Source organism: Anabaena sp. 54, from assembly GCF_017355725.1.
GTDB lineage: Bacteria > Cyanobacteriota > Cyanobacteriia > Cyanobacteriales > Nostocaceae > Dolichospermum > Dolichospermum heterosporum.
Genome location: NZ_JAAVWA010000035.1, coordinates 25,497 through 38,201, shown reverse-complemented (window position 1 = coordinate 38,201; position 12,705 = coordinate 25,497). Strand labels below are relative to the sequence as shown.

Below are 12,705 nucleotides of genomic sequence, written 5' to 3'. Positions count from 1 at the left end.
AAAACTATATCTAGCAATAATAAAGATTCGATAAATTAAATATGTAATTAATAAGTAGTTACCAGATCCCCGACTTCTCAAAGAAGTCGGGGATCTATTTCTTAAAATGAACTCAATAATTTTATATTATAAATATTTTCAAATCTGTAAGCAGTATAACAAAAATAATAATGTTGGGTTTCCTTGTGTCAACCCAACCTACGAAAATTGTAATTTTAGTCAACAATTAAACAAAGATACTTTGGTAAATTAATGCCAATATTATCGCCGCAGTTGCACCAATCAGGGTATTAAAGATATTGACAACCTCATTGGTCAGCCAAGTATATTTAGATTGCAAAGTCGCACCAATGACACTTTCTAAATTCGTAGCGATAAATGCGGCTATGACACTCCATAAGATGCCAAGGGGATTAATTAAATTTACTCCCCAACCAATGAGTGCGATCGCTATTGATGCTACCATACCAGCTAAAGTCCCTTCTAAACTTACCGCCCCTTCTGTCCCTCTCGGAACTGGTTGTAGTGTCGTAATTAAAAAGGTGCTTTTACCATAAGCTTTACCAACTTCACTGGCTGTAGTATCAGAAAGTTTAGTGCTAAAACTGGCAACATAACCCAAACATAACAAATATTTAAAATCAGGTAAAAACAATACTCCCAACGCACATAAAGCCGCTATTAATGCTGAACCCCAAACGTTTTCTGGTCCTCTTGCACCGGCACGTTTTTCCGCAATTCCGGCGGCTTCTTTTTCTGCCATACCAATGCGCGTTACCCCAGAACCGACAATAAAATAAAATACCACCACTAGATATCCCTGCCAACCTAGTGTTCCCCAAATGATTACTCCTAATAATCCAGCATTAAGTATACCTGCCGGGGTGAGCAATTTTTTGGGAATAATTGCGACTATTCCTAGTAAAATTGCATTTAAGCCTACTCCCATTAACCAGGGATTAATAGAATCTATTAAAGATAACATCTGTGATAAATTATGAGTATTTTCAGATTTTTATGCTAATAAAATGATTTTATCCTCTTTTACCACATTCATATTAAGATTCCTTTCTCCCTTGCTTTTCTATTGCTTGTTGTACTACTTCAATTTTTAATTCCAGTGCTTCGGCAATTTGTTCTACACTCAAACCCATTTTCAAAAGACGAGGAATTGCTTCTAACTTAGTTTCTTCCTTAACTTCTTGATAAAATCGAGTTTGTCGCCATTCTGTTAATCCAAACATCGCTTCTAACTCCTGACGGGTATAGGTGGAAAACTTATAAATTAGCATCCTTTCTACTAATTCTAAAAGATAAAGACTGTTTGCTGCATCTGCTTGTTGTACTAAATTAATTAAACTTCTTGCTGTTTGTATTGCTTCATCTTCAGGCGCAACTACTAATTGAATTATTTCTAAACCAATTGAAGATGATGTATCAGTTAATTCATCTAAATAAACTACATGAATTTGTCCCGCAGCTAGTGAACTTTGATATGCCAAGGGTATTCCAGGATCGTTTTGTTTCCGACAATGTATTTCTAACATAGTTTTTCTATAAAAATCTCTTTTTGTCTCATTTCTGACTTCTTTAGTTACCGTTATTTCCTGTTTTTGATATGTCCAAATTATTTCTTTTACTCGATTACAAGCTGATTCAGCTTTACCATTTATAAATGCTATATGGCTTGTGAACAAATTTATTTAAATCATCTAGTTTTAAACTATCAGTATGGAGATTATAATGGCCGTAGTCTCCAGCAATTTTTCTAAGAAATTTAGCCTGGTTTGACTCAGATTTAGTTTTTGTAACTAGATAACCTACTGCTGAATCAACTAAGCAGAGATAAGGATTAATTGTTCCTAGTTCTTTCCGAAAATCTCTTTCAATCTTGCTAGGGGTTTCTTTTTCTTCAGTTTCGTGAGGGATTTCGATTTTTTTATGCTTTTCAGGTTTTTGAGTTTTTTTTGATTGTTTAACCATTGCTTATTCCATTGGACGGATGCATCGCACCATTCTTTAGTTACCTATTTTAACCAAGATTGATACTTTTCTATCTGCCGATTTAAATAATTAGCAGGAAGTCTCACCGTAGAATCATTCTTGAAACGCAAGAGCGCAGAATAAAGCTGATTAACAGTAGCAACATTCCTGGTATACTTTTCATAGATTTGCTCAGAGAATTCTTAGTTTAACCCGGTTTACTACCAAAATTTATAAAATAGTTATATTCTCTCACCCATCCCCACCATGAACCAACCCATATTTCACCTCGCCTTCCCCGTCACCAATATCCCCGACACCAAAGCCTATTATGTTGACGGTTTAGGCTGCATTCCCGGACGCGAAAACCCCCACGCTTTGATTCTCAACCTTTATGGACATCAATTGGTAGCCCACGTTACCAAGGATATTCTAATACCTCAAAAAGCAATTTATCCTCGACATTTTGGACTAATTTTCACCCAAGAAGCAGATTGGCAAGAATTATTAGAAAGGGCAAAAAATAAAGATTTAAAATTTAGAGAAGAACCCAAATACCGCTTTACCGATTCCCTTCTAGAACATCAGACTTTTTTCTTAGAAGATCCATTTTATAACTTAATGGAATTTAAGTATTATCGTCATCCAGACGCGATTTTTGGCAATGCTGAACATACACTCATTGGGGATACGCATTAATCGGTTCTACTAAAGCTGCGGCTACTTTTTCTAAAGTCCGATCATCTGTTAACATCCAAGGGTGAAGTGCAACTCGTAAAATAACTTCTTTACCTAAAGGTATTTGCGAACTTGTAGCAGGTAAAATCATCAAATCATAAGGTGTCCAAATAGATGTAAAATTCAACTGCTTTAACATCTCGACATCAGCATTTAAATCATTGAGAAAATCACTATGAGGACGCATTTGCAAAGCACCAGCCAGCCAAGTACCATAAGCAACTATAGTTCCATAATGAGGTGAAGAAATCGTAATAAATCGCTGGACTCTATTTATTCCCCCCAACCGCTGAATATAATAACGGCTGACAATTCCTCCCATACTAAAACCCACTATATCCAGTGGTTGCGCTGTTGCAAAGGTATCATTTACATAATTAGCTACCTGCTGGGCTAATTTCTCCAAAACCTCAGAACCATTATTAGGGATTAAATCCACCGTATGCACAGACAACCCTTGTTGTCGCAGATAAAACGCCATTTTATTGAAAACCGCCCCGGTATCGTTAATACCATGCACTAATAAAACGGGATTTTGCTGTTTTGTTGCCATAATCTTAATTAGTTATTATTGTTAATAATTTAACTCAGTATTGTAATCCTAAATATACAATTATGTGACAGTTTTGCAACTGAATAGAAATTATTAAGATTTATTAAAAAAGCTCTCATAATCTTATAGTTATAATAAAATTTAATAATTAATTTGCGTTATTTACCGAATACTGTTTTAGACAAAAAGAACCTACAAATAATTGCCAGTAGTAATTATGGGCTTTTAATCAGCAGATAGTAGGTCTAATGATTGACCGTAGATAACGCAATCAAATGTAATATTACACCGTAATTTTTAACAATTTCGGTAACGTTCCAAACTATTCAAACCAGGAGCATTTTTTATGGGCTTTATCAAAAATATCATTGCGGGTATTGTGGGTTTTATTACTGGATTGTTTAACAAAAAGGGTGATAGCTACTACCTAGAACTCAAGGAAGAAGCTAACGTTAGTCCATCTCCAGCAACAGTAGCAGCACAACCTACACCAAAAGTTGAACCAAAAGCTACACCGGCAGCAGTAAAAGTTACTAAGCCTGAACCAGTTAAAATATCAGTCCCCACTGAAGCCAATTTTGCCACCAAATATCTCATTCCTACTAATAGTCCTCGTCGTCGTCCTGGCGTAAATATGAATGTCTTTTTAGATATGGCACGTCAAGTTAAAACTCCCGGATAAGTATCAAAAAGATTATAAATCGTCGCTATATTAGTCCACTCAGGTGGACTTTGTTTGTGTAGTAGCGATTTATAATCGCCGATACTTTCAAAACACCCTACAAAGCATTTTTAGTAAAGATAATCCCACTATATAAATGAAAAGCTGTATCCCAATTACTTTGTTCTGGGCGAAATAGATTAATGTGAGATGGGATTTGTTTGAGGATGTCTGTTTGGTCTATAACTATTTGTGCAAAGGGTTTAAAATCTGACCACACCTTAACTTCAGGTAACTGGTTCTCAACCCATGCCATTAAATTATTCCAGTTTATTCTTATAGTATTATGGTTAGCTTGAGATTGAGAGTCTAAACCTTGCTGAAACTCATAGCCTTGATCATAAATTCGCAAAATACTCCGTCTATTTGGTAGATGTAAATCACAAAATTGAGCATAATCTTGAGTTTTAGTTTTTCGTTCTATTTTCCCCTTAGCATTAACATCTACAACTTGTTCAAAAATGGGTAAAAGTCCCATTACTCTATCAGTAACTTCTGATAAATCAAATTTCATCGAACCAGTTTGATTTGCTTCATTTTGACAAACTACTTTGATTTGAGATTTATTTATTGATAAATGTTTAACTTGAAATACTTGAATTTGTTGAATTTGAGGAATTTTTACCCAAAAACAGGGAATACCAGCCTGTTGTAATTGTGTTCCATAGAATGCTAATTCTCCAACTTGAGCAATGCGATAAACCCGCCAATTTTGGCTAGGTAATATCATTCTTGCTGTGTAAGCATCTACCTGCATGATTTGGGCAAAATTGCTGGCTGCGATGGTTTTCAGTTCGTTATTAATCGGTTCTAAAACTAATATTCCCAATTCCTTGTTATCAGGTGCGGTTGTTGCTTTAACTATAGCTCTTTGTTTTTCTTCTTGTTTAACTTCTTCTAATCGCTGTAAACCTTGACGGGCTTGAGAAATAATTTTACTATGCGTCGTCGTGCGAAGTAATTGACGATATACTTTTTCAGCTTCTAGGAATTGATGAGAAACTTCTTTTAACTTACCAAAATACAATTGTACCCAAGGATTATCCGGGGACTCTACCAACATTTGTTGGATTAATTTGGCTGCTGTTTGATAATCTTTACATTCAAAAGCTTTAATAACTTGCTCTATCATATAGTGTTTTTCTAATGAAGTGTCATAGCTACCCAACTTCTTTAATAAGTCCGGTATCTGAGTATTATTCCTAAATCAATAGCAATATTTACTACCTTCAGGTTTACTATTTTCCTTCGCGGTTCGCATTGCGCCTAATAAAGTGGATACAAAAACACAGCGCTTTGCTTGGCCGCCAGACTTACTAGATAGAGTGATTCGGCCTAATTGGCTGAGGGGAACACTACCTATGTAATCAAACTGGACTCGTCTTACACCATTAGACAATTTGTCTAATGTGGATTCATTTTCATCTAACTTCACACTAGCATCTAAGTCGTTCCATTGAGCATTAGATGGGTTAATTGTAGCCGGATGAATTGCCCATTGTACAATATTATTTTGTTCTCGAAAACTAACGTGGTAAGTTAACTTTTCCTTTCTGGCTTGGCTTTGGGCTTCACGCATGGCTCGATAAACTTGATCTTGGGCAACATTTAAGTTGCGAGTTTTTATAAACGCTAACCAGCTTGGTGCAACTATCGCTGATAATATCCCTATCATTAACACCACTGCAATCATTTCTATTAAAGTAAAACCGTCGTTATATCGCTTATTTAATAAATAAATCATCCCTAATTATTTGCCAATAAGATAATTATACAGCAGGAGTCAGCACTTCGGCTTCGCTCAGTGATCAGTCAGGAGTAAAACTGGCTTGCTGTCCGGTTTGGAATTTAGAGCCTGTACCGTTCGGCTGACGCTCACGGAAGCCTCATTAGTCTGCAATCTGCTGTATATATGTTGCTATATATAATGCCTTTTTATATAGCGGTTTTTTACTGATATTTGATTTTTTATAGATACTAATTAGTTGATATCTCTATTTATATAAAAATCCCCGTCCTTGCACTCTCACACTGGTTGTAGGAAAAAAATTTTTTTTAATTTCTGTATATTTAATTGCATTTGCATTGTTATAAATACGAGCTAGGGCATTACCTCGAATAAATACCTGCGCTGTTGTATTAGCTCTATCTACACAGGCATAAAAACCATTCATACTCGTTGGTTTAATTGCTGACCAAGTAATTCCCTGTGTTGTAGTTGTAGCTGCCATATCACTAGGACAAGTAGCTGCTAGTGGTGAATCTGTAGTTTGATCTACATAATCAATCAACACTATAGCATCAGCAGTATAAGTAGTTCCAGAATTCTTCCATTTGTTCATTCCTATTTCTAAACTATCAGAGTCTTGAAAATAATCATGAAATGGAGCAAAACCGGGACTCGGACAATTTTTGTCATTAACATACTTTTTAGTATATCCAGAACAAGTTACACCGCTAGGAAGTTCCACACCGTCTTTAATTTGCCATCTAGCAATACGAGCCGCTTTTGACCAAGTTGTATTACTATCTTTGATTAAATAATAAACAACTAAGGAATAGACAAAAGTATCATCATTGCCTGATACAGTGGGAACTACACCACTAACTAATTCCCGGTTCCAAAAAACCAATATAGGAGTTTTAGTATTATCACTTTGGTAAGCCATTTGAGCTTTTATAGCATTAATACCAGCAGCATCATAAATATAAACAGCCTGTTGTAAATCACGAGAAATATAATTAAGTGCAGTTTGAATTTCTAACTCAGAATTTGCCTTAGCTTGTTCATCTCTCTCTGCGGTCATGACACTAATCATAAAGTTGAATAATGGTGCAATAATTAAAAATGCAATCACCAAAGCTACTAATAATTCAATGAGCGTAAAACCGCCAGATTTATTAATAAATCTGGAAACTTTTATTTGATTTACAAGGATCAATTTCAGCGTTTTCATCATCGAATTTTACCTGTTAATTTAATGTAGGTTGGGTAAACGCAAGGAAACCCAACATGATACACCCACTACAAACTAGATAATAAGCAATCTATCCCACATTCCGCAGGTGTTTTTTGAATTTTCGGAATTATCCATAACCCAATGATAACAAGGCTTTCAGACAATGACACGCAATTCTATATTAGAGCGATCGCCGATATATTTAAAGCTCGAATCAAGTTTATTGAGAATAATGTCAATAAATTAGTTGGTTTGAGATTAAATTCATTGAATACCGACCTAGATAGCAAAAAGCATGAACTGGTTATTATGATTGGGTTTTAGCTGTTTTATGAAATTCTTTTTTTGACAAAATAACCTGCTGGGAAAAATATTTTGAGTATATTTACTCATGCTGAATGTGGGATCTATTGACAAGATTGATTATTACCATCCTGATCTTTTGCTAGTCCAAGACGGTAACATAGAGCCTGAAATGTAGTATTACTGTGGGCAATATCAACAGTTCTTTCTATTAATGGTGTTTGCTGATTACCTATACCAGATACAACAGATGAAGCTACTTTTTTGGCATTACTTGTACTCGCTAAAAGAGGCTTACTAAAATCAACATCTGAGCGATAAACCCGAACTGCTAGACGATAACCACTGGTTTTTGGATGAATACCACTAACGATTATGGGCATAGCTTGAATATAAAACTCGTTGAATAGATTTGTATGGTTTGGTTGACAAGCTGAATCACTGGCTATACAAGTCTTTCCATCTTCTTTGAAGAGATACAAGTTTACATCTACATCGCTTTTGCTTTTAGGAACTGGCATTTGTGTGATACCAATTAAATAATCTGCGGAAGTTCTGACCGTTGTCGGGTCTAAAGTAATTTTTTTACTTGGTGCTGTACTTGAACCCGTAACAATTGAACCAGTTTTAATACCATCAATAAAAGTATTTGCAGCCTGAGTTGCTTTTTCTACGCGCCGGGATTGAACACGAATAGCTGTCGACAGGACTAAGATAGGAGTGATAGATACTAGGAGAATACTAACTACAACCATAGCTATGAGTGATTCAATAATTGTAAAGCCGGAATCACGGTAAAATAATGTTTTGGATTGTGATTTGGGTTTCATCATTTACAGGTAGAAGGGCGCTGATTTTGAGCTAGGGCGTAGGGAGTACCGGAATTGGTCGTTTTAGCACATAACAAAGTCTCTACCCATTTATCATCTTTGCCAACTTCCCGGAAATACTCATCTGGTAAATCCGGTGATGTGAGTACCAATTTACTAGCGAATCTGTCGGGAGATTGTGATAAAAGCGCGACATCATAATTCCAATTTCTTGTGGGCGGAAGATAACCTGTAGCCGCACCACTATCATTTACAATAGGATATACAATGCTACTAGCTCCCACATTAACGTTATATGTCCCCGTAGCATAAGCACTTTTTTTCAATTGGATAAAAGAACCAGAAATCTTTGCTGTTTTTTGACCATTAGAAGATGCCCAATTCTCCATAAACCGGGTAAAGTTTTGTAAACCACCATTATCTTCTGTTGGCCGGGCTGGACTATCTCCTGCGGCGACATTCAAGTTAAAAGTAGTGTCTGCTAATACTGGTTGCAACCAGTTCCTACTATCTTGACTCTCTTTTGGTGTTTTTGATGTATCATTTACACTACTTATTACTGTAGTGTTAGTAGAGTCAGTTTCAGTGGCAAAGGGTTTTTGAATTTGTAAAACTGGTTCAAATACATTACTACTATTGGGTAGTAACCAAGGAACAAGAAATTGATTACCACTGGAGTCTAGGGCTAGTGCTGGTGAGGTTGTGCCACCTACTGGATATTCTGCTAGTTTATTGCCACTGGCAGGAATTCCGTAGATAGTTAGAGGAGTAGTTAGCAAAGTGGTAGTTAAATCGCGTTTAAAAGCCAGTCGCTTAAATGGTAATGCTTCCCAACCATTTGAATTTCCGCTAGAACTGTTATATCCATTGAAAGCAACATTATTTATTGTCCAGCGTTTAGTTTTGACAGCGCATTGAGCAGTGGTATCCGTTGCACTACAAAAACATTCGTCTTTCACTGCTGAACTACAAATTTCATAAGCATACTGTCTAGCTGGTATCATCCTCACCAATGGTGTGACAAAGTTATTTACATAGGAACTACCTTGGTATCCTGTTGTGGCTGTATCAAAGTCTTTAGGAAAACCAGAATTATTTATATCAGCCCATTTACCATTTGCACCAAAGAAATTAACTGCGGAAAACCCTGGCGCTGGTGTACCAACTAGACTATTATTCCAGTCATAATCTCCTTCATCACGAAAACCTTCTCTAAAGTTGCCAGAAAGCAAGGTAACCGCATCACCTAAGACTGTTGCGGGTCGCCATTCATCCCCAGTAGGACAATTGGGTAGTTGAGGATTACCAGAACGACAAGCAAAGTTAGGATTAAGGTTGGTGCTAGTACGAGTGTAAAAATTATTCCAGTCATTTGCTAGAGTTTGTGTAAATTCCTCTTGAGTATGGAGATTAAAGTTACCTTTAATGTATACGGGCAAATTACTGGCTAAAATTAAACCTTTTTCTTCTTCTCGGTAAGTATTTGTTGTTCCCCGTCCTAGTTTGCTTCCATTGATGAGCATAATTGCATTGGGACGACGAGTAGAATCAAGAATATGGTCAACAGGACTTACTAATTTTTGCGCGTCTGTTTGTATGCCTGATGTACCAGACGCATCTAGTAAAGCATCATTACGAGTTGCGTAGATAATACCACTACTAGGTAACAAGTATTCTTGCGATGGTGAGGAAGTACCAATGGTTTTTGTTCGCAGTTGGTTAAGGTCCAACACAGTAGCCCGAATTTCTAAAGGTTGTCTGTCTATGATGGGATAATCATAGGTTGTATTATTAGATGAACTATTACGGACAATTTCCCTGGAGTCCAATAATGATGTTTCATAAATTGCACCATGAGGAATGACGGAATTACTGGGACTAATAGTACCATCGAGAATTTGTAGGGCGCAGATTTGAGCATCAATAGTAGACTGTTCAGAAATAGTCCGGTTTGCTGTTTTTGCTAATGCTTTGACCAGTAAGCCATCATCTATTAATCGCCCATTGGGATAAGTTAATTGAGATAGATAGCTTAAGACTTTAGCATAATGACTCTCACCTTTAGTAGATGTAGGTGCAGGATAAACTATGCCATTGTTGGATAGTCCACCCGTGGCAACATTCCAAGGTAGTCCTGTGAGATTTTTGGCAGTAGTGCTGTTGGTAGGAACATAAAAACTACTCACACAAGCTATAGGAGTGGGTATTTTAGCGTTATAGTTAGCAGATTTGTAATGATATACTGCTGTAGCCCGCATTTTCAAATATGGTGTATTAGCATTGGTAATCTCACGCCATTTATATGTAATGGAAGAATCATATAGATAGTATGGTGCAATGGTTTTTGTCGTTGGTGCAGTCCCAGGAACTGGCATAGTATCTGACCATATTTCTTTAACTGTGCTGTTGACGGTAGTTGTAGTATCGGCTGCACTCAGATATACTCCTGCACCTGTAACAACTCGCAAACCACCTACCGGTTCTGTAATATCTTTGGGAATTTTAGCTGCGTCTAATTCCCATGCACCATCTCTACCTGTATCTGCTAAATTTGCTAATGGTTCTGTTTGGACAAAAGATTGTCTTGTCCGAGTTTTAGTTGTATCCCCTGCATTCCATTTAATCCCACTAATTTCTTGTACATGGGTAATACTATTCCCTAAAAATCCCTTGGGGTTGTTACTTGTATTCCACCATTGTTCAGGAATATTATTTCCTGAAGATGTTGCTGCGGTTGTATCCCACCAGATTTCCGATAAGTTATTGCTAACTATAACTCTGTCACCTAACGTAGTTTCTATACCACCAGCATTTTTAAGTGCCTGTGGTTCTGTAGCTTGTGGTTGTAGAGATGTACCCGTAGTATTCAAGGTTAATGTGCTGTAACCTGTCCCTATTTTACCATCACTGGGATCTGTGGCATACATCCATTTATCAATGGGACGCAATTTATCACCACTACCTTGAAGTACATTAGCAGGAAATGTCTCTGTACTGCCAAAATTAACCTCTTGATAAGGTACGCGACGAGTCCGTTTTTGGAAATAAAGCTGTAATTGTTGACGACGAATTGCATCAAATTCGGCTGTTGTGAAACTGGATAAACCTAAATCTTGTTTTTTCTTTTCAATACCTGTTTTCACTTCGGATGGATCACTACTAATAGCATTAGCAAATTGACTAGCAATCAGTTTATTAATCCGATTTATATAAGCGAGGTTATTGTACATGAGGTTACTAGAACTGTTAGTAACAGATGCCTCCCATGTAGAAGCAGCAGGATTAGTAGTGGTACCTTTGAATAAATCAACTTTAGTTGTGGTAGTTCCTGCACTTTTAAAACCACCTGCTCCTAAATTTCCACCGACGATAATTTTAGAATTTTGAGATTTGTAATAACAGGATTCTTTACTACTGATTTGATATAATTGAACTTGACCAGAACCACCTGTTAAAAAATTACTATTAGTAAATATTCCACCATTAAGATTTAGGGCTGTATCGGGATTAATTTCTAGATCATCGTTATAAATAGCAATGTTACTGGGTAGTATTTGGATGCGGTCTTGTTGATATTCTAGGGCGGCAAAACCTTTACTACCTTGATATTTTTCATAATTGGTAGTATCACTAGGCAAAGTTATAATTGGTACTGTAACTGTATAAACAAAAAAGGATTTTTTTAGCTCATTATTTTGTTTAATCCAACCTGTATTACCGACCAATATTGGGTTGTTATTTGTGGTGCAATTAGTATCTAAAATTCCTTTGATCATTGGTGAAGTTCTGGCTTCCAAGCGGTTTCTCGCTCGTGCATATTTACCACTAATATTTCTGGGAGTTCTAAATAAAATGCCATAGAGAGTGTAACTATCAAATTTCCCATTATTGTCAGTATCAACAGGAAATTTCCAGGCTGTATTTACTGTTTCGTTATCATATAATGATGTATTTATAGTAGGTTGCTCAATTACACTATTGCCACTAATATCAAAACTTATTTGCAGTTTGGTTTCGTCTGCAAAGGTGTATTTATTAATGTTGTCTATATTGTTTATGTCATCAAGAACTTTATATAATTCTGCGTCTGTGGGGGTGATTTTTGGTAATGATATATCTTCAAAGAGTTTGTTGATTTTAGCTCGACTACGATCAATTGCTGGAATAGCAGCACTAAGTACAATTTCGTTAATGCGGACATTACTAGCATTTTTGGCTCGGTCAAAGGAACGTAACATAATAGTAGTGGTCAATAATACTACTACCATTGAGACCATTGCCACTGTCGGTAATACGAAACCTGCGGTTGTTACTTTCCATTGTTTCCGAGTACCGAAAGTAGTCCACAGTAACCAAATAATTTGTTTTTTTGAGTGGGTCAAAAACCGCCGAATCAATTTGGTGAAGATTTTTGATAACTGACGTTTGCGATACATACCTGATAACTGTCTTAACACCTACATGATGGGCATAAACTTTCTGACCCTTACTATATTAATGATCCCTTGCTTATATATCTATCTAAGGTATGAGAAAATCTAGGATACTGGTTCGTGAATGTGATAATAAATAACAACGTGAAAATCCTTGAATTAAGACTCCCGGTTCGCCCATTTT

At 36.4% G+C, this 12,705-nt stretch carries 12 protein-coding genes; 3 read left to right on the top strand and 9 right to left on the bottom strand.

The features are described from left to right. Positions 1 to 226: 226 nt before the first annotated feature. From HEQ36_RS22280 to HEQ36_RS22270, 3 genes are all read right to left on the bottom strand, one after another. Positions 227 to 985: a TIGR00297 family protein gene (locus HEQ36_RS22280; RefSeq protein WP_168635773.1), complete on the bottom strand. Its 759-nt coding sequence runs from the start codon at positions 983 to 985 to the stop codon at positions 227 to 229. A 73-nt stretch (positions 986 to 1,058) separates the two neighbouring features. Then, positions 1,059 to 1,697: an Rpn family recombination-promoting nuclease/putative transposase gene (locus HEQ36_RS22275; RefSeq protein ID WP_233455449.1), complete on the bottom strand. Its 639-nt coding sequence runs from the start codon at positions 1,695 to 1,697 to the stop codon at positions 1,059 to 1,061. Next, positions 1,663 to 1,983 (bottom strand): hypothetical protein, encoded by a 321-nt coding sequence (locus HEQ36_RS22270; protein ID WP_053540717.1) that lies wholly within the window; start codon positions 1,981 to 1,983, stop codon positions 1,663 to 1,665. The genes HEQ36_RS22275 and HEQ36_RS22270 overlap by 35 nt, the downstream gene beginning before the upstream one ends. 267 nt (positions 1,984 to 2,250) lie before the next feature. Between HEQ36_RS22270 and HEQ36_RS22265 the strand changes: the two genes are divergently transcribed. After that, complete coding sequence (locus HEQ36_RS22265) at positions 2,251 to 2,682, top strand: VOC family protein (RefSeq protein WP_053540716.1); 432 nt, start codon at positions 2,251 to 2,253, stop codon at positions 2,680 to 2,682. On the opposite strand, the gene HEQ36_RS22260 is transcribed toward HEQ36_RS22265, so the two are convergent. Further along, on the bottom strand, positions 2,663 to 3,274 hold the full coding sequence (locus HEQ36_RS22260; RefSeq protein WP_053540715.1) for a triacylglycerol lipase: 612 nt from the start codon (positions 3,272 to 3,274) through the stop codon (positions 2,663 to 2,665). The genes HEQ36_RS22265 and HEQ36_RS22260 overlap by 20 nt on opposite strands. Positions 3,275 to 3,620: 346 nt before the next feature. On the opposite strand from HEQ36_RS22260, the gene HEQ36_RS22255 reads away from it, so the two are divergent. After that, on the top strand, positions 3,621 to 3,956 hold the full coding sequence (locus HEQ36_RS22255; RefSeq protein WP_053540714.1) for a hypothetical protein: 336 nt from the start codon (positions 3,621 to 3,623) through the stop codon (positions 3,954 to 3,956). 97 nt (positions 3,957 to 4,053) lie between these two features. Here the strand turns inward: HEQ36_RS22255 and HEQ36_RS22250 are convergent, their stop codons facing one another. The 3 genes from HEQ36_RS22250 to hpsC form a co-directional block, all read right to left on the bottom strand. Beyond that, the gene (locus HEQ36_RS22250; RefSeq protein WP_053540713.1) at positions 4,054 to 5,127 is read right to left on the bottom strand and encodes a M48 family metallopeptidase; all 1,074 of its coding nucleotides are present in this window, start codon (positions 5,125 to 5,127) and stop codon (positions 4,054 to 4,056) included. A gap of 75 nt (positions 5,128 to 5,202) precedes the next feature. Beyond that, a complete protein-coding gene (locus tag HEQ36_RS22245; RefSeq protein ID WP_053540712.1) occupies positions 5,203 to 5,739 on the bottom strand; it encodes a type II secretion system protein in 537 nt (178 codons plus the stop codon). Positions 5,740 to 5,989: 250 nt separating this feature from the next. Continuing rightward, a complete protein-coding gene (hpsC, locus tag HEQ36_RS22240) occupies positions 5,990 to 6,955 on the bottom strand; it encodes a hormogonium polysaccharide secretion pseudopilin HpsC (protein ID WP_325064598.1) in 966 nt (321 codons plus the stop codon). Positions 6,956 to 7,096: 141 nt separating this feature from the next. Between hpsC and HEQ36_RS22235 the strand changes: the two genes are divergently transcribed. Further along, a complete protein-coding gene (locus HEQ36_RS22235; protein ID WP_039201592.1) occupies positions 7,097 to 7,279 on the top strand; it encodes a hypothetical protein in 183 nt (60 codons plus the stop codon). Between the two features lie 83 nt (positions 7,280 to 7,362). On the opposite strand, the gene hpsB is transcribed toward HEQ36_RS22235, so the two are convergent. Continuing rightward, positions 7,363 to 8,091 carry a hormogonium polysaccharide secretion pseudopilin HpsB gene (gene hpsB, locus HEQ36_RS22230; protein ID WP_168635772.1) on the bottom strand — a complete coding sequence of 243 codons (729 nt, stop codon included), beginning with the start codon at positions 8,089 to 8,091 and terminating at the stop codon, positions 7,363 to 7,365. Beyond that, on the bottom strand, positions 8,088 to 12,524 hold the full coding sequence (gene hpsA, locus HEQ36_RS22225; RefSeq protein WP_168635771.1) for a hormogonium polysaccharide biosynthesis protein HpsA: 4,437 nt from the start codon (positions 12,522 to 12,524) through the stop codon (positions 8,088 to 8,090). The genes hpsB and hpsA overlap by 4 nt, the downstream gene beginning before the upstream one ends. Positions 12,525 to 12,705: the final 181 nt, after the last annotated feature.